The sequence below is a fragment of the Pseudoalteromonas ulvae UL12 genome (assembly GCF_014925405.1).
Taxonomy (GTDB): Bacteria; Pseudomonadota; Gammaproteobacteria; order Enterobacterales; family Alteromonadaceae; genus Pseudoalteromonas; species Pseudoalteromonas ulvae.
The window spans coordinates 225287-248973 of sequence record NZ_AQHJ01000035.1 but is presented as its reverse complement, the minus strand read 5'-3'; the positions used below and the strand labels follow the sequence as shown (position 1 = coordinate 248973).

The following is a 23687-nucleotide window of genomic DNA, read 5'->3' as shown; positions in this document are numbered from 1 at the left end:
TATAAACAAAAATACAACAAAGGATTTCTAAGAGAAATAGGACATTTGGGTGCATCACGGCACGTAGAAGTGATTAGACTTTGCTAATGTTGGTAACTCACTAGGTTAATGGGGGTATATCAATAAAAAGTTGGTTGATAATCGCTATTTCAGCCATGACAAAACTAGGCCATTGCTTATTTCATTGAGATAAAAATAGAGTTTTTAAAACTTAGCCGACTCCGCGATACCAGCTTTGCTGATGCTGATGAGCACATTGTCTGAGTGCACTCGGTTGGCCTGCGAAATTGCTATATTGCCGCCTGAAGTTTTGTACTGCTTCAAGCCACACAGCAGTTTCAATCCCCAATTCCACTAATATCTTGGGTTGGGTTTTGCTGATAGCGCCACGCTTTTTGGGGTCAAAATGTCGGCCACTCCAATCGGCAAGCTCTAAGTAATCCAGTAACTTAAAAGGAATGGTTTGATTGTTTGCGTTACTGCCAAAGGCCATAATCTGCTTTGGTTGTGGTGTGATTTGTTCCGTGTTTTCTGACGTGGATTGTTTTTTGTAATGCTGAATACGTTCTTGAATTGATGTGAAGTCGCTATCTTGCAGATTATTGGCCATTTTGGCTCTGATTGGGTTTAAATCGACGTACATCATACAACTGAGTACTGCTTGCTCGTCCAATAATGCTTGTGATTTAAATCTGCCCTCCCAGAATCGGCCTGTGCAGTTGTCTTCTTTATTGGCTTCTCTGGCTATAAATTCATTTAGGTTTCGCATGTACCAACTGATGTCGTAAAGCCGATTTCGCCACACTTCGACCGTTTTATCGACGCTGTACATATATGCTTCATCGAGCTTTTCACCTTTACGATAGCGGTCAACCAAAATTGTGCCGTGATACAACTGATACCAGCGCTCAATCACCTCATCCTTTGACCAATTTAATGCCCGGCTTCTATCCACTCTCAGCACCAAATGGTAATGACTCGACATCACCGCATACGCGGCAATATCAATGGCAAACACTTGAGATAGCCGCTTAAATCGCTCGACTAACCAAGCACGTCTGTGTTCAAAGTTTTGACCTGAATACTTATCAAATCCCGCTAAAAAAGCCCTGCGAACACATCGACTGATGCAGTGATAATAAGGCGTGGAATCTAAATCAATTAACGAACGTCTTGCTTGTGCCATGTGAGCCACCAAAACATGAAGTAATTAATTAAAATTAGACCCCCTATTGTGATTTTTCAACGACATATTTATGGGTGTCATGTATTTCCTGTACCAAAACATGAAGTAATTAATTAAAATTAGACCCCCTATTGTGATTTTTCAACGACATATTTATGGGTGTCATGTATTTCCTGTATTTCCCCACCAACCTTGGCAACCTGCGATTACGGCACTGATTGTTAGAAACAGAATATCGAATAATGGATGTTGCACTTTGCCTTGCTGGCGTGGGTCATCAATGGAAGAAAAGTGTTCGAATAGTGTATTGGCTGACATAATTAGGCTGCTTAATTAGGCTGCTTAATTTGAAAAACAGTATAAGATCATAAATTTATGTCAAGGTAAAGTTCATGATCTTGCCCTGTGACTGATAGTCATATTGAACATATAACTCTTGCTGAGAATTAATAAACACCTGAAAAGGAAATGGCTTGGCACCTTGCTCTTTAAGCAATTTATACTATTGATAAGGCCAAATTAAAAATGCATGACCGTCATTAAATTTATGACTAAGCTGACCGACTATTTTATAAAATTCGGTCCGCATTAAAGGCCGAGTAACTTGCGACTTGAGTGTGTCAGTGTAGCTTTTAAGCTCAGAAACTTGAGTGTACTTACCAAGATTAGGGTGACGCTCAATTGCCCCTTGTAACAAGGCATCGATGTCTTGATGCATTTGATTTACGGTTAATTTTTGCGTCAACAAGGTTTCATCAGATATATCAGGCATGATCTCTAAATGACTGCCTTGGCAAGCAACTAACACAGGTAGCACACAGGCCATTATCACTGACTTATTAAATGATTTTAAAAACGGTTTGAACATCGCTTTGCTCCTTTGTGGTATGGCACAAAGTTAGCAAAGTGTTTGTGAAGGTTTTGTCGTGAAATGCTAATGAGTAATTTCAACTACAAGATAGGCACCCGCTTTACTCGCCGTGCTTGCTTGATATTAAACAAGTTTGTTTTAAGTACTTGGAAATCTTTGAGTTGCTTATCATTATGCACTTGTTGCTCTAACGCAGTATAAATAATATTAGATTCTAATAAATAATCTTTAGAAAACCCACTTTGTATGGCTTTCTCTGCTAACTGTAAAAATTGTTCAGGGTCTTTGTTATTTAACGCGGTAAGTGAAGCGATAAATTGATTAAAGTATGTATCATCCTCTAATGCTTTACCCTGCGCCCTGCTATCTTTACCATCAACTAAATTTATAAGTAACTGCGCAAGCTGTGCATGTTTACTTTGGCTATTTGCAACTTGCTCTAAATGAACAAGTGACTGTTCTGTTTTTCCTTGTAACTCTAAAGCACTTACCATGAGTATATGGGCTTCGATAAAGTTTGGTTTTAAGATCAGTAATTCAGTTAAGATTTTTTCTGCTTTTTCATACTGCTTAGTCACCAAGAAATGTTCTGCCTGAGTCAGTAAATAAAACGCATCTTGCGGAGTAGACGCTATCAATGACTCTAAATGACGTTCACTCCAACTAAACATGTTTTTATTTAACAGAACCTGAGCCCGTACCTTTTGTACAAGCGGATTGTCTGGTTGTAGTTTATGTGCAATTTGAATCGCTTGCCACGCTCCTGAAATATCACCATGATGATTCAGTGCGTTAACTTTGACGGCATGGGCGTTTACCCATTTTGGTGAAAGTGATATGGCTTTGTTAGCACTTTCAATGGCGCTTTTATATTTTCCCTGTTCAATTTGCACATTCCCAAGCGCAACATAAGGCCAAGGTTGGCTGTTCGAAGCGTTAACTGCCTTTAATGCAAATTTATAAGATTGTATTAAATCATCCTGACTAGCGCCATGTAACTTATGCCTAGTTAAAAATAGCTCGCTTAATATTGAGAAAATAGCGACTCTATTGCTGGCTTGTTTGATTGAGTTTTCTAGTTCACTAATCGCATTATCTATTTTTGAAATGTCTTGTAGCCCCATAAATCGAGCCACATCTAGCTCATTCGATTCTTCTAGAGGTGATAGACTTATACTTGCATGTTCTTGTTGCTGTATCTTGCTTGGTTCTGTTTGTTGTAAAACACCGAAAGCAATGATTCCAAAGATAACTAATCCACCAAGCATGACACGATGCCTAATAAAAAAATGAAATTGTGGACTTACACGTTTTGATGGATTTTGTTGTTGTTCTTGTAGGCTGACTGAGCGCCCTAGATGCTTAACTGATAAATTTAAACGATATCCTAGGCCTCGTTCTGCAATAATAGGATCTTGTTCTTTTTCGACTGCCAAAACTTCCCTAAGGCGAGATACACGTTTTTTAATGGTATCTTCTGAGACGATTTTCCCCTGCCATACATAATCCAAGAGTATGTCATGAGAAACGACATTCGGTGCACGTTCAACCAAACACACTAATAATCGATATGATAACTCAGGCAAAGAAACCTCTTTAGAACCTTTTAATAATCGTCGTTCATCAAGGTTTAAAGTTAGGTTTTCTCCGACTTTATAAACTGACATCCCATTCCTCAAATATACTTAACTTATTCTTATTATTAGATAAGTTATCTTGTCACTGTGCGTCACCCTAACTCACTTTAATTCACTCTTCAATTTGTTTAGAAGTCGTTAGATTAAATACGTGTTTAATCTAGGGAAAAACATGATGCGTACTAAGATACTTTTTTTACTTATATTTTTTACTTCATTTTTAAGCGTTGCAAATCAAATTAAGAGCAATGAAATTGACAAACTACTGACTCGATATCACCAATTAGAGCAATTTAATGGTGTCGCGTTAATCAGCCATAAAGGGAAAGTGCTTTTAAACAAAGGTTATGGCAAAGCCAACTTTGAATGGAACATTAATCATACTGTTGAAGGTAAATTCAAAATCGCCTCAATAACTAAGCAATTTACAGCCATGTTGATACTTCAACTAGTTGAGCAAAAAAAGCTAAAGCTGGATGAAAAGTTAATCGAATACTATCCAAGCTACAGATCAGAGACTGGCTCGAAAATTACAATTAGACAGTTACTAAATCACACATCAGGATTGGGTAATTTCTTTCACCTTGATGGATACAAAGCTGTTGAAGCAAGAAACCCCTATTCGCTTGACGAATTTATCTCAAAGTTTTGTAGCGAGGATTTAAACTTCGAGCCAGGCACCCAATTCAGATATAGCAATGCGGGTTATACTATTTTAGGCAAAGTAATCGAACAAGTAACGGGCAAAACTTACAGCGAAGTTTTAACAGAGCAAATTCTAAAGCCTCTTAATATGAATAACTCTGGGTTTAACCAACAACATTCTGTCCTAAACAATCGAGTAACTGGTTATGAACGGCTATTAAATCGTTTAGAACACCCAAGCCATATAGACATGTCAGTACCCTTTTCTGCTGGCAGTATGTATTCGACGGCCATGGATTTGTATCTTTGGGACCGAGGTTTAGCCGAAAACAAAATCTTATCTAAACCGTTAACCAAAGTATTTTATCAGGTTACTGAGCATAGAAATTATGCTGCGGGCTGGTTAGTTGAGAACTACCCAGAAGAGCGATTCGGTAAACCACTGACTCGAGTACATCATGGCGGTATGATCCCAGGTTTTAATGCCAATATCAGTCGAGTGTTAGAAGACGACACTTTAGTTGTATTGCTTGATAATACAGGCGGTGCGCCAATGACACCAATCACCGAAAAAGTGCTAAGTATTATCTACGACAAAGCGTATGAACAGCCTGAATTAAGACTTTCACAAAAGCTCTATAAAATGATTTTAGAGCAAGGTACTTCCACCTCAATAGCATGGTATAAAACATTGATAGCGCAAAATGAAGGTTTTAGTGAGCGTCATTTGATCAGATTTGCATATGAGCTTGTAGATGCCAGTGAACAACAAGCTGCTCTAGCGTTTTTAACGCTAAATGCCGAACTCAATCCAGAATCAACACGTGCTAAACACGCATTAAAAAGGATAAGGTCACTTTAGCCTCATCATTTTAGGTGTACATTTTATTAATTTTAACTATAATCCTCGACCCCAAATTGGGTTCAAAAAAAAACACAAGACACCCATCAATATCTCATTGAATTTAAATAATTTGTATTAAAAATAAATACAAAGTCGGTATCAAAATTAGTGATAGATTGAGATAGCTGCTGTTTAGAAATCATTGATTGTAAAATCACAAACAAATTCTGTCGCGACATAAAGTCGTTTACTCAAACGACCTACAAATAACGCTACTTCAAATCCCCCCCCATGATCACGCCCTAAAAATAAAAAATTGATGAGTCAAGTATTTCATGGGTGAAATGCAAGTTGAAACTTGGCCATGGTTGGCCTATCTTCACCGCTTGCGTTCCATCAATTGATTATTTGCAAAGCACTCATTAAAACTAAACACTATAATTAATTTGAAAAAGAGGTAAATTTTTTAAATAGCTGTCGAGCTAAAGCACGACCTACAAATTATAAATATCCACAAGTCGCGACACTAAGTGGCTGCTAAAACATAATTTTGTGCCAATAAAGCTGTCGGGCTAAAGCCCGAACAACAATTAATCTGCTGCTGCGCAATCCCCTTAATCATCCCCCAAAAACATGTCTTCGTCTTCGGTTTCGTGTGGCAGGTCGTCGTTTAATTCATCTACATGAATAATTTGACTGTCGGCATAGTAGACTGCCGCGGGGGCGGAGTAATTAGGCACATTGTCGTAGCTAAATACGCTGTAATATTTTGCGATTTGGCTGTTACCAAAGCGGTCGACTGTGTACTCGTCTTTGCCGCCATAAATTTTCACGCCATCAAAGGGAGATTTAGGTGGGTGAAAACGGTTGCGCACCACAAATGAACCCACAAAATCAGGATGTTCAGGGTTTTTCCAGCTTAGTTTAACCGCATTGTTTTCATGACTGACATTGAGCTCAGTTGGGGCTTCGAGGGGGTATTTACGCCGTGCGATGGTATTGATCACTAGCTTGGCTTGTAAGTCATGATCAATGGCATACCAATCGACCAACACATTTTTTGCTTGTGATGCTGCAGTAGCACGGATGATAAAATAAAAGGGTTTATTTTGCGCATGTAAGCGCTCCAGTGCTTGGCGACTGTAACTATCAAACATAAAGTATTGTTGGCTTTGCTCGCGCAGTTGCTCAATGCTGACTTCATAACCTATGTATTCGATTTTCTCGCGCTGTTTAACACTGGCATAATCAACATCTTCTAACTCAACCAACTCGATAGTAAAACGAATATCTTTGCCTGCCAGTTTGTCACTTAGTTTATGGCTATGGTTAAGCACTAAATACGCTTCGGTGATCACGGTATAATCAGGATCTGGCAAAACATCGAGCGCAAATGCCATTTGCCCATAAATAATTTTACCTTCGCTATCAAAGCCTGAGGCCAATTTATTGGCCACCACATCGTCTGGGTAAATGGTATTGAGGCTCGCGGGAAGCATTTCAATAGTGTGCTGCGCTTTAGTGTAAATCAGCTCTAAATGCGGGCGATAATGCAAGCCACTGCCAAAAGGGCCATAGCCAATATCAAACTGCATCATTTGTGAATCATTGCCGCGCGGCAAGGTGGTCGGCCCTTTGATGCGCAATAGCAAAGCACGCTGGGTTGACTGGTTCAGTTGTTGGCAAATATGCTGCAATTGCTCTCGTTCAACGCCATTGAATGCCCATTGGCTCCAAATGCCCTGCGTCATTTTATCTGACTCTATGGTGTGCCCTAAACTCACTAAACTCGGTGCTGTGGCAATGGCCTGATAATCATAAATATCGTCAAGGGCATTGGCATCGAGTAAATCAATCGACCACTGGCCGTACTTTTCGATTTTGGCTGCGACACGATTCATCGGGTACAGTAAAAAACGCGCATGTTTGATCACTGCATCTGCCGGTAAATTGCCCAAATCAAAGCGGATCACCCCATAACAAATACCGCGTTTTTGATTGACGCCAATAAACATCGAGTTATAACCAAAATGCTCTTTATTTTTAGATAAATAGTTCGCACCCAAGTAACCCACATCGGCTTTATTTGGAAATAATGTCAGCGAAAATTCGTCATTCGCTAAGGCTGTTTTTAAGCGTAGCTCAGGGCTAAAGGGGGATTTTATTTTGGTGACTTTATCGACGGCGCGAATATTATAAAAATAGTGTTGGCCGCTTTTTAGTTGTACATCAGTAAAAAAGGACGAGCGTGTAATGGCCACCAGCGTTTGTTCATTACACATGTTTTTATTGCTTTGGCTGCGATAAATTTCAAAATACAAATCATCTTTGAGCGGATAAATCCACTCAAGGGTGACACTATCGGCTCCCAGTTCACGAATGGTAAACCCTTCCACTCGTTTTGGTGCCAGCTCCGAATAATTAATCGCTTCGCCTAAGGCATGGATAAGCGCGGGGATATTTTCATCGATACTTTGTGACATGTTTTGCATGTAATCAGGGATATTGCGCGTGCCGACCTCCACCACAGTGGCTAAAATCCCTAACGAATAATAATACTCACGGCCACTGCCGCGAATTAAATTCGCAGGCGGTTTACCGCGATGAATACCGTATTGGCGACCGGTGACTTTTTTTATTTCGCAGTTCATATTGGCGCACAGCACGTTTAAGTCTGTGCCTTCTATTTCGACCTCATGATTAAATTTATGCGCCGGAAAAAACACATTGCCTTGCGAGTGATAATCCAATGCCACCGTAATATTACGATGCGCTAATACAAAATCTCGAATCGCTTGGGTTTCGGGCTCCGAAAACGCATGAGGCCCGCCATACGTATTGGCACTGCTGTCGTTACCTTGGCGAAATTTAGAAGCAAAATTACGGTTTAAATCAACACCAAAAGTGCCATCGACATTGTTACGACGATTTTTACGCCAAAACGAAAAGTGATTGCGCGAATACTCCAAGCCATCGGGGTTCAAACACGGCACTATGTATAAAGTGTTGCGGGTAAGTGCATTCATCAACTTTGGGTTAAAGCGATAGTTATCAATAATGTACTTAATGAATTTTATCGCTAACTCATTGCCAATCCACTCGCGCGCATGAATCGTGCCCGTGTACAGCAAGGCCGGTTTTTGATCCGCATAAGCCACATCTTGCGAAATCGTGGCCAGCATAATGGGCCGCTTTTCCCACGTTTCGCCAATGCTTTGTAAACGGATCAAATTAGGGTGTTCACTCATTGCTTGCTGCAAAAATGCAATCGTTTCTTGATAGGAGGCATATTGAACTTTCATAAGGCTGCTTCTTGTTGTGTAAACTCAGCAGGCAGCTGTGATGTGTTCAGCTGCCCAGCGTTCTGGCACTTAGCGTTGTTGACTAAATTGTTGCCAGTGTGAGGTGATCATCGCGAGTTTTTTCGCTTTGACATTTTTCACTTCGCACAGCTTATGCGGGTTGTGGGTCAAAGCATCGACCACGCCTTGGGTGCCAAGTGTCGCTAAAATATCGGCGGCCATTTTCTCGCCAATGCCTTTAATCCCTGTAAAAAAGTCCATCAAACTCAAATGCGACATCGCATTGGCGTCATCTTCGCTTTCAATCACTAAGGAGTCAGCACTTTCATCTTGCCCAACAGGCGCAAGTAAACCAGTGTCGCTTTCGCTTGGATGATGTAAGCGCCAGTTATCTTGAAAATTCCAAATTTCACTGGGCCACTCTTCTAGGTTGTTTTGCTGCACATCCATCAAGGGGTAACCCCACTCATCGACCTGCTTAAAACGCTCATTACTATCGCAACTCGGGGTGTACTGACCAAAGGTAATATGGCGCATGGTGCGAAGTAATTGTGGGCTAATTTTACCGAGCTCTTCCCAGTTCCACATCGGAATATGCGGCATTTTGAATTGCCCATTGGAGTATTTCCACATTAAATATTGGCCAATCCAATCACGAATATACGGAAACGCCGCAAAGGCTGTTGCACATTCCAGAATATAAATTTGCCCGTTTTTACCCAGCGCAATATCACAAGCCCAGTATTCTGCATTGGCGGATTTTGAGGTTTCGACCGCAAGCTTTAACACGCTTTTTGGCACATTTTGATAATCCATGCTGCCACCTTGGCTGGTGTTGGTCAGCCATTCGCCCTCAGGTGGGCGACGCCAAAACGCACATACAGGTTTATGACCAATCAGCATCACCCGGATATCCGCTTGCATTGGCACAAAATCTTGCACATACACAGGGTAATATTTGCGTTTATTGAGTAACGTTTTCGCCTCAGCGTAACTGTCGACTTTATGGACAAAATAACCACCATAATTAGAAGGGCCAAATGAGCGCTTGATTATTTTTGGGTAGCTGGCCGTTTTTAAGTATTGCTCAGCTTGCTCTGGCACGTAAAAAATACTGGTTGTCGGCGTCGGTAATTGATATTTATTACAAAAATGGGTGACATTTTCTTTAGATTTATTGGCAAATTGCGCATCAAGTGATGGCACAAACTCAACATTAGGCAAGGCTTTGGCGATTTCGCGAAACGTTTCGTAAGCTGTGGCGGGAATATTCCCAATCAGCACCTCGATTTTTTTCGCTTTCACTTCGTTGATAAAACGTTGTTTATCTTTGCCCCAGCGGTACGTCACTTGCTCGATTTTATTCGGCCACCCTTTAAAATTCGACTTATCAAAAAACCGCATCACATGGTTTAAATATAAAAATCCCAATTTGGGTAATGAAGACTGGTTTTTCATGCTTTATGCGACCTTTGAATGATGTTTGATGACACTGCGCTCAATAAGATTGGTAATGGCTTCGACTTTTCGGCTATTAAAATTAAGCCCGAGTTTTTCTTGTTCGGGGGTAGCAAATGCCGGAATACCGTTAATTTCGAGCACTACGTACTCTTCGCGTTCTCGATCATAGATTAAATCGACACCTGCTATTTCAAGCCCAACCAACGCTGCCGCTTTAAGTGCAATTTCAACCACTTCGTCGCTTGGTTCACGCACAAACACACTGCCGCCAGAAGTGATGTTGGTTTTCCAATCATCTTTTGGGGCTTGTCGGCCATAACAACCAATGTATTGGCCATCAACAATATCAATGCGAAAATCAGTGTTGTCATAATCAATAAATCGCTCTAGGTAGAAATAACGTAAATCTGTGCGGCTTAAAAAAGGCAATAACATGTCAAGGGCTTGCTCACTTTCAATTTTGACTATACCCACCCCACCCCAACCATCGGTTGGCTTATAAACCAAACGCCCGCCCCAATCACGGATCGCCGCTTTTAAACCATCGGTATCGTTTTTATGACACAGGCGATAATCCGGCGTATTAATGCCATGGCTGTTGAGCAAATGTGAGGTTTTAAATTTATCTTCCGATAACGCAAAGGCTGCGTAGTTATTAATCGTGGGGATTTGCTGGCTCAGTGCTTCGTATAAATACAACTGAAATTGTGATTGCTGCCCCGCGTTGTAACTTAAAAACAAATCAAGATCTTCCATGATTTGGTTATTACAAAAAATCTTGCCATCGCGGGCAAATGCATCGCGAAGATTCAACCCTGTAGTGCAGTCTATGTGTCGCTCAGCCAATGCCGAGACGAGTTGTTGCTCAATTGCGGCTCCACCACCATTTTGGTATAACCACAGCCCTACCTGTGCTGTCATGCGTGACTCCCTTGCTGCGTGAATTGTCTTTATGTCGTCATAATGTGCTTGTCACTTTGCCTAACAGCGTAATAAATCAAAGTGGCTAAAATTTACTCTTATTTATTAAACTCCGCCTTTATGACAATTAGTTGAAGCAATACAAAACAACAAAATAGTTAATAAAACCGTCACCGAACTGCAACCTCTTCATCGCTTAGCTGTACTTAAATATGAGCGTTTACTGTCCTTATTTCGGCACTTTTGGAGGGATCCTCACTATGGCACACCCAATCGACTTTTCTGAGCTGGCCAAAATGGTCAACTGCAATTCATACAGCAAAAACAAAACAGGCATCGACGAAAACGCAGAAATATTTAAAGCTTGGATGCAACCGCTCGGTTTTAGCTGCCAAACCTTTGCCCGAGAGCACATCGGCAACCATGTGTTGTTTAGTTCTGCTAAAACTGCTGGCAAAAAAATCTTACTACTCGGCCATCTCGATACTGTGTTCCCACCAGATACCTTTGTGCAATTTAGTGAAGACAACCAATGGGTATACGGACCGGGTGTCTGTGATATGAAAGGTGGCAACTTTGTCGCCCTTAATGCGCTGCGCCAATTAAAGGCCACTTTAGGTGACATCCACAATGTCGATATGCTGCTGGTCAGTGACGAAGAAACTGGCAGTGATGACAGCAAGCAACTATCGAGCAAACTGGCCAAAAACTACGATTATTGTTTTGTATTTGAAGCGGCAGGAGCACAACACGAAATTGTCATCGCCCGAAAAGGCGTGGCCACCTTCACCATAGATCTCATCGGTAAAGCGGCCCATGCCGGTAACCATTATCAGCAAGGGATTAACGCGAATTTAGCTGCAGCCAAGATGATCATCGAGTTAACTGAGCTCACCGATTTAGATAAAAACACCACAGTGAATGTCGGCAAAATCAATGGCGGCATTGGCGCCAATACCATTTCGCCTAGCGCGCAATTGATTGTTGAAGCCCGCTTTACTTGTATTCAAGAAAAGCTTCGTTTGCTCGAAAGCATTGCACATTTGGTCGACAATCCCCGTGTTGCTGGGGTTGAAGTCAATATCAACGGGGGTGTGCAACGAGATGTGATGTCACCTTCAAAAGGACAAATGCAACTGGTTGATACCCTCAGTTCGGTACTCGGTCACCCGCTTAAAACCGAATCGCGAGGCGGTGTCAGCGATGCCAATACTATGTCTGCTGCAGGACTGATCACGCTTGATGGTTTTGGCCCTTTTGGCGATGGCGATCACACTATTTATGAGCGCGCCGAAAAAGCCAGCTTTGCCCGCCGCATTCACGAAATGAGCCAAATACTACTGCACTTTTGTAGCCCTGTGCATGCCAACAAACTCAGCCACACAGCAGCAAAAGCCAGCGCGGCTTAATACCCGTTACTCACAAGTCATGCGGCTTGCAATAACTAAAAAGCCGCTCGCACTGGAGGGCACGAACGGCTTGGGGGTAATGCTGTTTAGGGCAATTTATTACACCAGTAAAGGGCGCCCTTTGCGCGTATCATGGGGTGCAACTGCCCTGACTTGCTGGGCCGATTGCGGCGGTTTTTGGGGATCATAAACATGCCACAGCCCAGCTTCATCTTGATATTCAATGCTGAGCCCGGGATAAGGGGAAAACGCATCGAGCTGTTTGTTATCAATGGCTGCAGCCACGCTTGGGATGCGATAAAAGCGCCCAGCATGGCTGAGCTTGGCTAATTCCTTATACCCCACTAAAGCCGCAAATCGTTGCCAATCATCCGCCCGCTGCTGTTGCATTGCAGAGGTAAACTGGCCACTTTGCGGGTTATACAAAGCACCTTGTCGATTGTAAGCCAGCTCCCAAGGAGCCTGATGCCAAGCTCGCTCTGCCAGCGCCAGTAAACGCGGATACATCATGTATTCCGCTTGGCTGTCGCTGCGCATTAACTCTGACCACAAATGCCCCTGAATACCATGAAAGGGCTTTTTCTTCACTGTGTTACGATCATCAGCCGCGTAATCATGACTGTTCACTGATTGCCAAATCTCCGCATGAGCAGGTAAATTATCGGGCATAAACTCAAATACTTTTTTACTGTCGATCGCACGACTTGCCCAGTGGTTTCCGGGCTCTTGCGGGTGTGATTGATACGGAAAATCAAAATAAGTGACATCAGGGCTTGAGAGCACCACATCCCAACCTTGATTGGCATGTTGGTGCGCAACAGTATGGCCATTTTCGCTTAATGTCGCCCAGGCATTGGACTGAACATTGTCTGGCATATTTGCCACATTCACATCACTCATGCCATCACTCCAACCAGCGACTTTGAGGCCTTTTTTCGCCACCATGGCACTGACTTTTTCAATAAAGTAACCATTAAATGAATGCAGATCAGGTTGTTGCTCTTTAAGTGCTAAGCAACTTGGCGAATTCACCCAAGCACCTGCGGTTTCATCAGCGCCAATGTGGTAGGTGTTAAAGGGCACGGCGGCTTGTTGATGCAAGGTTTGCACTTCATCGAGTACTTTATCAATAAACCGATAAGTGGCGGGTAAACAAACGTTTAAGGTATTGTCGTTGTAATGCTGAATTGAGCGATATTCGGTCGTGTCATTCGGTTCAACCAAACGGTATTCATTGCCTTGCTCGGTTTGACCTTGTGCTTGTAGTCGGGCAAAGCGTGCCTCCATGGCAACCATTGCAGCTCGGGAGTGTCCGGGCATATCAAGCGAAGGGATCACTTCAATAAAATGCGCTTGAGCGGCGCGTAAAATTTCAATGTAATCATCTGCGCTGTAAAAGCCATTGATGGCACTCTTCGGATCGAGCCCAGCACCTAACTGAGGCGACAAACAATGCAGCTCGGTTAAATCTAAACAACGAGTTGCACCTACTTCGGTGAGTTCTGGCAAGCCATTAATGGCTAAACGCCAACCTTCATCATCGGCTAAATGCAAATGTAGTTTATTGAGTTTATACGCGGCCATTTGTTCAAGGGTATCGAGAATAAATTGCTTTGAACGAAAGTTACGTGCCACATCTATGTGCATGCCACGAAAGGCGTAACGGGGCGCATCGCTTATTGTCAGTGCGGGCACCACTAAGTTATCAAGACTCACCAACCCTGCAATACTTTGCAACGCGTAAAACACTCCCCTTGCGCTATTGGCCCGAATGGTTATTTGCGAAGGCTTGAGTGTCAGTTGGTATGCCTCATTCACTTGAGTGCCTAAATCGAGGGAAACAGCAACTGGGATCCCTTGGGCATTGTGTGCAATGCCAAGTCGCGCTAGACGTGACGTAACCGCATCCAATTGTGCCAAAAGAGGCAGATCCCCTGTGAGCTTAATGCCTTGTGCTAAGTTCACTTCAGGTTGATTTAAACGAGTTAGCTGCTGCGGTTTTGGGATCAGGCTTAACGGTGCTTGGCGTAATGTCGGGCGTTGATAATGATGATATAAATACTGGGCGCCCATCCAAGGAGTGACATCATCTTGGGATGTCTGTAATTGTTCAAGGGTTAAAAATGGCGCCAAGTAGGGCTGGGTTTCGAGCTGTGTGTCAGGATCTTTTCCTACCTGTGTGCTCTTGATCACGCGGCTCTGTAGATCTTTGGCAGCTAATAAATAGTTAGGCAAAAATTCTGAGCGGGTAATTTGCGACGCTTGGGTATAAAACTCAATGCTAAGTGGCGTATTGGCTTTGAACCCCGAAAATGCCGCTGTCGGGCTGAGTTGATGCATATCGCCATTCAGGTGACTTATAGTAAATTCCCCGCCATCGCTGAGGTAAATAGGCATGAGTTGGCTAAAATAAATCGACCAATCAGTGCGGCTCACATTAAATGGGACTTCTAAAGTAAGACGCGACAAATAACACTGTGATTGATGGGGTGCGGGACACGCCTTGGGCTTGGCTGAAATCAGCTTATACTTGACCGATAAATTCGCAGCCAAAGTATCGAGCTCATGTTGTGTTGGTGCCACAGCGAGCACGTTCATGCTAGTTAGACATGCAAGCAATGTTAACCCTAAAACCAATCTACCCATACTTGACCTCCGCCAGCTGTTGCTTTTCAACATAATCACTCAATAACGCATAACTGCCGTATAACGGGGCATCGTCACCCAGTTCGCTGACACGAATATCTAACGACGCTAAAACCATAGGATTCACTAAATCTGGTAAATGACGATAAACACTGGGTAAGAAAAATGGTGCCGACTGCGCCACAGACCCCCCAAGCACCACCACATCAGGATCATAAGCCAACACTATTTGCGCGATTGCATGAGCAAGGTGACAGCCAAGTTGCTCAAATAACTGCAAGGCCTGTGCATCATTATCTAAGGCTTGTTGATAGATGTGTTTGCCATTTAAACCTTGGCGTTTGAAGTATTGCCCAGAGGTAAAGTGCTCGACAATCCCATTTTGATAACTAAAGCTACCAAACTCACCCGCTGCGGCATGTTTACCCGTATAAAGAGCACCATTTAGTACCAAACCAGCTCCTAAGCCCGTGCCTAAACAAATTCCAATCAAAGTTGTTTCTTGGCTGTAGTCCCCTTGACAAAACTCACCCATCGCAAAACAATTTGCATCGTTATGAACCAACACAGGTAAATTAAATACCTGGCTAAGCTGCGCTTTTAATGGAACGTTTTGCCAGCGTGGAATATTGACAGTTTCAATCACTTCACCTGTCTCCATCACCACCATACTGGGCACGCCTATCACGATGCCTTGGCAGGTGTCATCAATCACTTGCGCAATAATGTCGCATAAAAATTGATTGGTTTGCTCTTTTGAAGCTGCGCCGTCGACGTCAAAATATGACTTACTCTGAATTTGATTGCCGCTCACTTTGGCAACCAAGGCTTTTGTGCCGCCTAAATCGACACATAATAAAGTGTGTAACATACAGCCCCTTTACTTCTAAAAACATTTGCAATATCGCAGGTTAAACAGCGGTTTTTCTTAATTGTTTTGTGCCAATGAGGTGGGTTGTGTCGGTGTTTTAACCGCGACGCGGTGGTTGGTGACTAACGGTTTTGCCCATAACCCAACACTGAAAATGTATCCAAGCGGAATAAGTAAAATCAGTAAAGACACTTGTAAGTTGCCAGAAAGATCACTGATAGCACCAACAATAGGAGACGCTATCGCCCCTCCAACAATCCCAGTACATAAAATGCCCGAGACCGCACCATGCCCTGTTGCCACAGAGTTGAGCGCCAAGGAAAAAATCACCGACCACATAATAGATAAGAAAAATCCAACGCCCGCAAAGGCCATCATTGCCAGCGCTTTATCAGCAAAAAGAGCAGTCATTAAGCTCGCAAACGCCCCAAGACTAAAGGCAATCAAGACATGCTTCGCATCAAACAGTTTTAATAACACTATGCCAAGTAAGCACCCTAACGTTAAACATAACCAAAACTGACTGACCACCTGCGCGCCTTGTGTACTCGGGTCGACTTGGTGGTAACGCTGTAAAAAGACAGAAATAGAATTAGCCACCCCTTGCTCAAGCGCAACATACGCGACAATGGCAAAAAAGAATTTAATCACCGTCGTATCTTTAAATAACAACAAACTTTGGCCGAAATGACTGCGTTCAGCGTTAATGCGAGCTGCTTTGTTGTCAATTTTCATGATACTGATCACCACCAACATCACTAAACACAGCAGTGCAAATAACACATACATGCTTAACCAAGTCATATTGCTTGGCACCAACTGCAACAACCAAGTTGTACTGGCGTGATCTGAGGTAATAATGGCGCTATAGACCAAAGGTGATATGGTCGCCGCTGCACCAAACATAAATTGTGCAAGCACCGACAGCACAGCAAAGTGTTTTGAACCACCGCTACTTCGAAGCAACGGGTTAATTGCCACTTGTAATAACGCCATTGCTGTACCGATTAAAAACAATGCCACCATGGCAATAGCAAACACTGGCCACACAACAAATAAGACACTGCCGCACAGCGCCAGTAAAAAGGCCACCAGCATCACCTGTTTCTCGCCAATCATTTGCACCAGTATTCCCGCAGGAATAGACATCACGCCATACGCGGCAAAAAAGGCGAATGGAAAAAAACCTGCCAAGGTTAATCCGATGTCGTAACTTTGAATCAGTGCTGGAAAAATAGGCGCTAGTAAATTGGTAATGAACGAAATAACAAAAAATGTCACGATCACCAACAGTACAACTAAGTAGTTATTTTTCATGCTTATTTCCTACAGAAAGTAAATAGAGTGGTGATTGCAAACTGTTTGTGGGCAGACAAACAAATTGATTCAAGGGTATTTGATTAATCACCACTCGTAACGAGGCGGGAGGGAACTCCCAAATTATTGACGTCTAGTCTGACAGTTGAAATGAGCTTGTGCGGCACTCAACTATGGCATATTGATACTTTTCAACCTTCTTTAATCTGTCCGTTGTGAAATTTAGGGTTAATCATCAGATTTGATTAACCAACGCTCTGAAATAGGTGATGCACCATGGTTTGATCACTCTTTATTTACATCAAGGGTAGCCAAGCTTTAAGCAATAAAACGGTACGCAGCACACCAACTCTGATAGTTATCTATCCATTTAAGGCCATTTTTTAAACTGAGCCATAAAATGTACGCTTGAAAGGCATACTAAACGATAGATTAATACCAAAGACGCATAGATGGGTATCACTGAATTTGATACAAACTGTTCAAATAGTGTTTACAGAAATAAACATGACAAGGAACGAATCATGCGTGCAATGTGCGAAAAAGTTATCCCTAACACCAACTCATCGTGGCGCTATTGCAAGTACACGTTAGATTTCATTCCCTTTAATTGGCACTATCATCCTGAGTACGAAATTTGCTTAACACTGAACAGTAAAGGGGTGTGTCATATTGGTGATTATATTGCTCCTTATAGTGAACTCGATTTAGTCATTCTCGGGCCTGATTTACCTCACACCTGGCAATCCTCTCCTAATGCAGATAACAGTGTTCAAGTTGTTCATGTCGCTCAGATTCCAAAAAAATGGCTCAGTCAGCATGTGCTCAATAATCCTGAACTGATGGTACTGGAGGATTTATTAATTAACTCACAGCGCGGACTCAAATTTTCAACCCAAACAGCCCGCATTGCTAAAACGTATTTTGAACAAATAGAACAAAGTGAGCCATTTGAACAATACCTTAATTTAATGGGATTACTGCGAGAAATGAGCCAAGACGCTCACACCCATATTCTGTCTAGCGCGACCTTTTCTGCCTCTTCATACAGCCATCAAGCACAAGATAAATTCGATAAAGTCATCGATTACATTTACCAACATTACACTGAGTCAATGTGTGCAGAGCAGTTGGCGAGGATGGCGCATATGAGCACCAATCACTTTCATCGCTTTTTCAAAAAACGCATGGAGCGCACATTAACTGAGTTTATTAACCAGCTGCGCATTGGCAAAGCATGCAAATTGCTCGTTAATACAAACCAATCGATTACCTCCATTAGTGACCAATGTGGTTTTAAAAATATTTCTAACTTCAATCGGCGTTTTTTATACCTTAAAGAAAGCACACCGAGCCAATTTAGAAAACGACTTAAACAAAAGTCGTTAGTCTAGGTCGCAACATTGCAGCAAAAACTAGATTAAAAGCGCCGAAACTCCTAAAAAATGCTGACTTTATTATCTAAATACGAATAAGCCTTGACCAAAAAACGCTTAACAGGTACAACTTATAACTGGTTTATCGTCATTCTATTAATAAGGATATGCTGATGAAAAGTCGTTTACTTTGCGTACTGAGTGCGCTGACCCTGACCGTTTCTGGTTGTTCACTTTTACCCATCGAGACGGATGTCAAAGAGGGTTTTGTAAGAATTAAAAACCAATATGACAACACGCCTAACAGAAATGAATCTATTTTCCTTTTTTGCCATAACCAGCGAGTGATTGAGCACCAAACTAATCGTGAGTACCCAGCAGGGAAACACAATTTATGGGTGATGGTGAATGTGGCCGATACAGTTCATAATTCAGCAGGTCGTGAAGCTGTAGTGAACTTCAATGTCGACCTTCCTGCTGGCAAAAAGTACATTTTGAACGGTCAAATGTTAGACCAAAATGCAGAAATGGCTGTTTGGATTGAAGATTTTGATAATGCCGAAGTGGTGTCACCCATAGTCAAAACATCTCTTAAAAATCCAAGTTTAGTCCCATACCAACTACGAAAAAAACAATGTGAGAGCAGCTCCGTTTAATTCTGCCTTGAAATAAGCGGTTTTGTGCCTGTTAAACACGCAACTTTGGGTGTTTAACAGGCTATATCATTATTGCTCAACCTCTTTTAGGTTAAGACAAACTAATCTGTTGAAGCTCTTCTTTTGTCAATAACTCTTTGAGTCGAAGCTTGATGGCGTCAGCATCACCAGTGAGTTTAAAATCAAATCCTTGCTCATTATCATCTAAGACCACAGTTAAAGACTCATCGAGCACTGTGAGTTTTGAGATCTGAGCTATCTCGATGTCCATCGGTTCACTGAGCATTGATGGCGATACATGCCTATTACAAATGCTAAGAACGTTTTGATTGCGCTCAAGTAAAGACGTGAGCTGGTTAGCAAGCTGAAATTCTCTTGATTGCTTTACCGCATACGAAATAAAAAATGAGGTGCCAGAAAACGTCCCCAGCAAAAACACCGGATAATCAAAACCCACTACAACAATAAAGGCAATGCTAAGCAACAAAAATACCACACCCAGAATCAAGCTAATACTTTGCCATTTATTTTCGAACATACTCATCCTCTTTCATCACATTTAGGCGTTGCCATCAGTCGCACCTAACCTGTATTTTATAATAATGACCCTTAATTTATCACTGCGAAAACCAGAATGGGTAAAATCGCGACCAATCACCAGATTTTTTACATCGATTCGACCATGGCTTTTATTTTCACTGCTTTTTCAAAGTGATCGAGCTGATGAGTTTCAATCCACCAGGTTGCTGCTTCCATTAATAAAACAGGATCATCATTTTTATTGGCAAAAAAAGCGTAAAAGGACACCCCGACAGATTCACCTTTTGCGGCTATTTTTTTATTACAGATTGTGATGATTTTTTCTTTCAGTTGTGGGTTCATTCGTTACCTTCTGTAGGTGTTTGTTGATTAGGATTAAAAACTTGCTGGCAACGTAATTCAACTGTGTTGCCTTGTGGATCTGTGATATAAACTGATTGCCCAAACCCTTGCGCGCCGTAACGGCTGGCAAAATCGCCAACGGCAATGCCTTTGGCCTCTAAATACGCTTTTATTTCGCGCTGTGGCATAGGTGCTACTTGCAAACAAAAATGGTCAAGGTTATTGCCTTGTGATGTCGGCGCTTTGCCACCTTGGCGGCCTAATTGACTCTCGACATCAACTAAGTCAATCAAAGCTGAACCTGCGCGCAGCTGCGTTAACCCGACATTGCTCGGCAGTGCCCTTTCTATTTCACAGCCCAATACATCACAGTAAAAATGCAGCATTTCGGTAAGCTTGTTAGTGCGTAACACGATATGGTCTAAACCCATTAAACGTAACATGCCATCTCCCATTAGAGTTCTCTGATTTGTGAGTGCCTGATAGTGACATGCGCAAAATGATATCGCTTTAATAGCTGTTGAATTGCAGTGATATACTCAGGATCCGCAAACGGTGATATAAAGACCTGATGGACAACCCGATCGACATCGACTGCAACATTGACCCCGGCACATAGGGCGGTGTCACAGACAAAAAACAAGCGTAGTTCTTTTTCAAAATCATAAAAAGGCTTTTTGGTGGCAATCACTGTCTCTGGGCTCAACGAGTCGGGTGAAATAAATCCTTTGTATGCCACATTCGTTAGCTTGATATTGCGACTTTGCTCGGTACTTAATGCTTGGCGCAGCTGACTAAATGATGTTCTAACCGCCACCCCATTATGATCGCCCCCTAAATAAATTTTCCAAAGGGCATAGGACTCATGAGGGCTAACCGACCAACAATTGATATAAACATGCGCTTTTTCCGGGCGATTAGACCAATGAAATGTAGCCATAGCATCATCAAGTTGGTGATCTTTTAAACCTTGCTGGATCAGGGATTGCCTTTTTTTTGCTAATACCGCCTCTGGCACACACACTTCATATTGATCTGTCAGTTGGTTCGCATTGGCAAAATACAGCGCCCTTGTTTTGAGTAATTGTTCAAATTTCCACGTATTCATGTAACGCCATACATTCACGTTACCATGTGGGACGTGCCCATGTTGCGGGGTCGATAAACCTGAGGGGGTCGCTGCGTGCTCTGAACGGGACATGCTTTTCCTTAAGCTCAAAATGATGCGCTCACTATATTGATTTTACTCGATTCTGCCAAGGTTCCTTTCTTCTTTTAATACAAAATCAAGCGCGTTAACTACGCTCGTTTACAAAAAGTAAATGCTGTTTTTGAGTCACGAGAGCGTATTAAAATGGTTTTTTATGATTAATACTTCGCCAATTCAAATTTATTAGTTACACTCTACAGCTGAATTGGAAATCATATTTATTGGACTCACGGATGCAGACCACTTATTTACAACCAAAGCCCTTTGCGGCTGCCTTTTTCATCGTTTTATTTTTACTGACTTTCAGTGCTGCTGTCGCACTGTTGTTTAGCAATACACCACAACTCACTTTAGGTTTGCTGGGGTGTGCCGGTATTTCAATTATTCACGCCAATCATCGCTTAGGGAGATATGAAACCAAGCAATTCGCATTTAGACAACGTATGCTTTGGCTGGTTATTTTTACCTCTGTGCTTTTTATAACCACTATCATAATTAAATAATCACTGTGAGTCTGAGCCTGACACGTTAGAAAAATTCAAACTATCCAATAGAGAATACTCAGTTTTTACCTACACTTATATTTTTTAAGTTAACTAGGTTGATTATGAAACTGAGACATTCACTAAACGTATCACAGATCTTAAGTGTTTTAACCTTAGTGATTTTTCTAACCTGTGCTTTCTTATTGTATAGAAATGACTCACACACTGCATTGATTCATCAGCAATTACTCAATTTGCAAAAAGCAATGTATCAGGTTACTTCTTTAGACACTGAGTTCATAAACGATCCCGATACAAAAAGTATCGAGCAGCACTTTCAAACATACTTACAAGCTAAAATCCTGTTAAGTGACAGATTAACTAAAACGCAAACGTCTATTTTGCTCTTAGAGCAATTAGATTCTTCTGTTAAAGAATATCAAAAAACACTTTATAAAATCGTTGATCTACAAAGAGAAATTGGTTTTAACGAAGATTTAGGCCTAAGAGCTAAATTTCGACATGCCGTCCATGCTCTGCAAACTTATAGTCAAAACCTCGATGATAAAAATTTTGAAATCCTCATTCTTGAAATTCGCCGACGCGAAAAAGATTACCTCTTAAGAATCGACGAGCAATACCTCACATTACATAAAACCTTAGTTAATCAGGCTAAAAGCTATCATCAACAACACCAAAAAAGCATTACTTTACTGGATGATTATCAACAGGCACTTGAGCAGTATTTAATGTTACGTAAAGAACAAGGCCTGAATAAAAATAGTGGGCTCATTGGGCAAAATAGTCTGACCAAGAAAAGCATTGAAGAGCAAACAGCGAGCCTAAGTAAGATGATTAATCACACTTTAGAGCAATACGCATTCAACACTTTGCTGACTGCATTGATCTTGCTGTTTATTGTCATTACCTGCAAAATTATTATCTCCAGCTTGCTCCATCGTCGAATAGCGCAAAGCTTTTTCAAAATGAACTCCTTATTAGCTAAAATTACCGCAGAAAATAACTTTATTTTACGCTCAGATCTCACAGGTGATGATGAATTAAGTGAGTTTTCCAATCACCTTAATGAATTGATCAGTCATGTTGAAGAACTACTCACTAAGTTGAAAAAAGCACAAGACCGTTTAGTTGAAGATGCAAAAATGGCGAGTTTAGGAACTATGGTGAATGGATTTGCCCACGAGCTCAATACCCCTTTAGGGATTGTAATTACATCTGAATCCCACCTCAGACATAAACTGCACAATCTAAAACACTTATTAGCGCAAGGGACATTAAAAAAAGAACACCTCGATAACTTAATCAATGAAGCCGATATGGGCTTAAATTTGATGGAGTCCAACTTAGCGCGCTGCGCTTCATTAATTACTAATTTCAAGCAAATCGCCGTTCATCAACAATACGACGAGTTAGTTGAATTTAACCTGTTAGACCAAATAAAAAGCGTGTTCCAAACGTATAACCATGAGTTAAATAAACACAGCGTGACCTTTGAACTCAACATTCCTGACAATTTACTTTTACGCAGTTATGTTGGCGCATTCAATCAAATCATAGGCATGCTGATAAACAATAGTTTAAAGCATGGTTTGGTTCCCGATAAAACGCTGCATATTGAAGTGCTCGTCAAACTAGTCTCTGGTGCGCTGCATTTTCGCTTCTCTGATAATGGCAACGGCATTGAAGAAGAGATGCTAAAAAAAGTGTTTGATCCCTTTGTAACCACTAAACGAGGATCAGGCGGGACGGGATTGGGACTCAGTATTATTTACAGCCTGATTACTCAAAAGTTAAAAGGAGAACTCGAGCTGCAAAGCGTCGCAGGAGAAGGGATTGTGTTTTATATGCATTTGGCAAACATTGACTACCGTTATTTTTTTGAAAATAACTAAGGCTGTTGATCTTTTATGGCTTTAACTTTGCTTGCGATAAAAACAAACACAGCGC

General features: G+C 41.8%; 19 protein-coding genes and 1 pseudogene. 6 read left to right on the top strand and 14 right to left on the bottom strand.

Going from position 1 to position 23687, the window contains the following annotated elements:
* Window positions 1-211 precede the first annotated feature (211 nt).
* The 4 genes and pseudogenes from PULV_RS19115 to PULV_RS19100 all read right to left on the bottom strand — a co-directional run bounded on the left by PULV_RS19115 (window position 212) and on the right by PULV_RS19100 (window position 3724).
* Entirely contained in the window at window positions 212-1186 is a 975-nt protein-coding gene (locus PULV_RS19115) for a transposase (RefSeq protein WP_193332786.1), read from the bottom strand.
* Between the two features lie 186 nt (window positions 1187-1372).
* Window positions 1373-1504 (bottom strand): annotated as a pseudogene (locus tag PULV_RS19110) (transposase family protein); the annotation flags it as partial.
* 184 nt (window positions 1505-1688) lie between these two features.
* On the bottom strand, window positions 1689-2054 hold the full coding sequence (locus PULV_RS19105; RefSeq protein WP_193332784.1) for a Clp protease/crotonase-like domain-containing protein: 366 nt from the start codon (window positions 2052-2054) through the stop codon (window positions 1689-1691).
* Between the two features lie 83 nt (window positions 2055-2137).
* Window positions 2138-3724 carry a winged helix-turn-helix domain-containing protein gene (locus PULV_RS19100; protein WP_193332783.1) on the bottom strand — a complete coding sequence of 529 codons (1587 nt, stop codon included), beginning with the start codon at window positions 3722-3724 and terminating at the stop codon, window positions 2138-2140.
* Between the two features lie 142 nt (window positions 3725-3866).
* On the opposite strand from PULV_RS19100, the gene PULV_RS19095 reads away from it, so the two are divergent.
* Complete coding sequence (locus tag PULV_RS19095; protein WP_193332782.1) at window positions 3867-5201, top strand: serine hydrolase domain-containing protein; 1335 nt, start codon at window positions 3867-3869, stop codon at window positions 5199-5201.
* Window positions 5202-5797: 596 nt separating this feature from the next.
* Here PULV_RS19095 and PULV_RS19090 read toward each other — a convergent pair.
* The 3 genes from PULV_RS19090 to PULV_RS19080 all read right to left on the bottom strand — a co-directional run bounded on the left by PULV_RS19090 (window position 5798) and on the right by PULV_RS19080 (window position 10867).
* Window positions 5798-8485, bottom strand: a complete 2688-nt coding sequence (locus PULV_RS19090; protein ID WP_086745340.1) for a M14 family zinc carboxypeptidase — start codon at window positions 8483-8485, stop codon at window positions 5798-5800.
* Window positions 8486-8554: 69 nt separating this feature from the next.
* Window positions 8555-9943, bottom strand: coding sequence for an ATP-grasp domain-containing protein (locus PULV_RS19085; RefSeq protein ID WP_193332781.1), 1389 nt, complete (start codon window positions 9941-9943; stop codon window positions 8555-8557).
* Between the two features lie 3 nt (window positions 9944-9946).
* Window positions 9947-10867: an ATP-grasp domain-containing protein gene (locus tag PULV_RS19080; protein ID WP_086745336.1), complete on the bottom strand. Its 921-nt coding sequence runs from the start codon at window positions 10865-10867 to the stop codon at window positions 9947-9949.
* Window positions 10868-11127: 260 nt separating this feature from the next.
* Here PULV_RS19080 and PULV_RS19075 point away from each other — a divergent pair, with 260 nt between their 5' ends.
* A complete protein-coding gene (locus tag PULV_RS19075; protein WP_193332780.1) occupies window positions 11128-12276 on the top strand; it encodes a M20 family metallopeptidase in 1149 nt (382 codons plus the stop codon).
* A 99-nt stretch (window positions 12277-12375) separates the two neighbouring features.
* Here PULV_RS19075 and PULV_RS19070 read toward each other — a convergent pair whose 3' ends face one another.
* From PULV_RS19070 to PULV_RS19060, 3 genes are read right to left on the bottom strand one after another with little or no spacing between them, the layout of a single operon-like run.
* On the bottom strand, window positions 12376-14922 hold the full coding sequence (locus PULV_RS19070) for a family 20 glycosylhydrolase (RefSeq protein ID WP_193332779.1): 2547 nt from the start codon (window positions 14920-14922) through the stop codon (window positions 12376-12378).
* A complete protein-coding gene (locus PULV_RS19065; RefSeq protein WP_086745334.1) occupies window positions 14915-15793 on the bottom strand; it encodes an ROK family protein in 879 nt (292 codons plus the stop codon). The genes PULV_RS19070 and PULV_RS19065 overlap by 8 nt, the downstream gene beginning before the upstream one ends.
* A gap of 57 nt (window positions 15794-15850) precedes the next feature.
* On the bottom strand, window positions 15851-17110 hold the full coding sequence (locus PULV_RS19060; RefSeq protein ID WP_193332778.1) for an MFS transporter: 1260 nt from the start codon (window positions 17108-17110) through the stop codon (window positions 15851-15853).
* Window positions 17111-17634: 524 nt separating this feature from the next.
* Between PULV_RS19060 and PULV_RS19055 the strand changes: the two genes are divergently transcribed.
* Together PULV_RS19055 and PULV_RS19050 are read left to right on the top strand one after the other, a co-directional pair.
* Window positions 17635-18504, top strand: a complete 870-nt coding sequence (locus tag PULV_RS19055) for an AraC family transcriptional regulator (protein WP_086745331.1) — start codon at window positions 17635-17637, stop codon at window positions 18502-18504.
* A 155-nt stretch (window positions 18505-18659) separates the two neighbouring features.
* Window positions 18660-19142: a hypothetical protein gene (locus tag PULV_RS19050; protein ID WP_193332777.1), complete on the top strand. Its 483-nt coding sequence runs from the start codon at window positions 18660-18662 to the stop codon at window positions 19140-19142.
* Between the two features lie 91 nt (window positions 19143-19233).
* Here the strand turns inward: PULV_RS19050 and PULV_RS19045 are convergent, their stop codons facing one another.
* The 4 genes from PULV_RS19045 to PULV_RS19030 all read right to left on the bottom strand — a co-directional run bounded on the left by PULV_RS19045 (window position 19234) and on the right by PULV_RS19030 (window position 21225).
* The gene (locus PULV_RS19045; protein WP_193332776.1) at window positions 19234-19680 is read right to left on the bottom strand and encodes a hypothetical protein; all 447 of its coding nucleotides are present in this window, start codon (window positions 19678-19680) and stop codon (window positions 19234-19236) included.
* Window positions 19681-19808: 128 nt separating this feature from the next.
* Window positions 19809-20024 carry a DUF6500 family protein gene (locus PULV_RS19040; RefSeq protein WP_086745326.1) on the bottom strand — a complete coding sequence of 72 codons (216 nt, stop codon included), beginning with the start codon at window positions 20022-20024 and terminating at the stop codon, window positions 19809-19811.
* On the bottom strand, window positions 20021-20467 hold the full coding sequence (locus tag PULV_RS19035) for a VOC family protein (protein WP_086745584.1): 447 nt from the start codon (window positions 20465-20467) through the stop codon (window positions 20021-20023). Before PULV_RS19035 ends, PULV_RS19040 begins: the two co-directional genes overlap by 4 nt.
* 11 nt (window positions 20468-20478) lie before the next feature.
* Window positions 20479-21225: a hypothetical protein gene (locus PULV_RS19030; RefSeq protein WP_193332775.1), complete on the bottom strand. Its 747-nt coding sequence runs from the start codon at window positions 21223-21225 to the stop codon at window positions 20479-20481.
* Between the two features lie 242 nt (window positions 21226-21467).
* Between PULV_RS19030 and PULV_RS19025 the strand changes: the two genes are divergently transcribed.
* Both PULV_RS19025 and PULV_RS19020 read left to right on the top strand, forming a co-directional pair.
* Window positions 21468-21737: a hypothetical protein gene (locus PULV_RS19025; protein WP_193332774.1), complete on the top strand. Its 270-nt coding sequence runs from the start codon at window positions 21468-21470 to the stop codon at window positions 21735-21737.
* A gap of 104 nt (window positions 21738-21841) precedes the next feature.
* Window positions 21842-23632 (top strand): sensor histidine kinase, encoded by a 1791-nt coding sequence (locus tag PULV_RS19020; protein ID WP_193332773.1) that lies wholly within the window; start codon window positions 21842-21844, stop codon window positions 23630-23632.
* The last annotated feature ends 55 nt before the right edge of the window (window positions 23633-23687 follow it).

Coding starts and splice junctions, on each gene's coding strand:
- PULV_RS19055 (WP_086745331.1), top strand. CDS start 17,635: ATGCGTGCAATGTGCGAAAAAGTTATCCCTAACACCAACTCATCGTGG.
- PULV_RS19035 (WP_086745584.1), bottom strand. CDS start 20,467: ATGTTACGTTTAATGGGTTTAGACCATATCGTGTTACGCACTAACAAG.
- PULV_RS19095 (WP_193332782.1), top strand. CDS start 3,867: ATGATGCGTACTAAGATACTTTTTTTACTTATATTTTTTACTTCATTT.
- PULV_RS19040 (WP_086745326.1), bottom strand. CDS start 20,024: ATGAACCCACAACTGAAAGAAAAAATCATCACAATCTGTAATAAAAAA.
- PULV_RS19050 (WP_193332777.1), top strand. CDS start 18,660: ATGAAAAGTCGTTTACTTTGCGTACTGAGTGCGCTGACCCTGACCGTT.
- PULV_RS19080 (WP_086745336.1), bottom strand. CDS start 10,867: ATGACAGCACAGGTAGGGCTGTGGTTATACCAAAATGGTGGTGGAGCC.
- PULV_RS19075 (WP_193332780.1), top strand. CDS start 11,128: ATGGCACACCCAATCGACTTTTCTGAGCTGGCCAAAATGGTCAACTGC.
- PULV_RS19085 (WP_193332781.1), bottom strand. CDS start 9,943: ATGAAAAACCAGTCTTCATTACCCAAATTGGGATTTTTATATTTAAAC.
- PULV_RS19030 (WP_193332775.1), bottom strand. CDS start 21,225: ATGTCCCGTTCAGAGCACGCAGCGACCCCCTCAGGTTTATCGACCCCG.
- PULV_RS19060 (WP_193332778.1), bottom strand. CDS start 17,110: ATGAAAAATAACTACTTAGTTGTACTGTTGGTGATCGTGACATTTTTT.
- PULV_RS19070 (WP_193332779.1), bottom strand. CDS start 14,922: ATGGGTAGATTGGTTTTAGGGTTAACATTGCTTGCATGTCTAACTAGC.
- PULV_RS19065 (WP_086745334.1), bottom strand. CDS start 15,793: ATGTTACACACTTTATTATGTGTCGATTTAGGCGGCACAAAAGCCTTG.
- PULV_RS19090 (WP_086745340.1), bottom strand. CDS start 8,485: ATGAAAGTTCAATATGCCTCCTATCAAGAAACGATTGCATTTTTGCAG.
- PULV_RS19105 (WP_193332784.1), bottom strand. CDS start 2,054: ATGTTCAAACCGTTTTTAAAATCATTTAATAAGTCAGTGATAATGGCC.
- PULV_RS19020 (WP_193332773.1), top strand. CDS start 21,842: ATGAAACTGAGACATTCACTAAACGTATCACAGATCTTAAGTGTTTTA.
- PULV_RS19025 (WP_193332774.1), top strand. CDS start 21,468: ATGCAGACCACTTATTTACAACCAAAGCCCTTTGCGGCTGCCTTTTTC.
- PULV_RS19100 (WP_193332783.1), bottom strand. CDS start 3,724: ATGTCAGTTTATAAAGTCGGAGAAAACCTAACTTTAAACCTTGATGAA.
- PULV_RS19045 (WP_193332776.1), bottom strand. CDS start 19,680: ATGTTCGAAAATAAATGGCAAAGTATTAGCTTGATTCTGGGTGTGGTA.
- PULV_RS19115 (WP_193332786.1), bottom strand. CDS start 1,186: ATGGCACAAGCAAGACGTTCGTTAATTGATTTAGATTCCACGCCTTAT.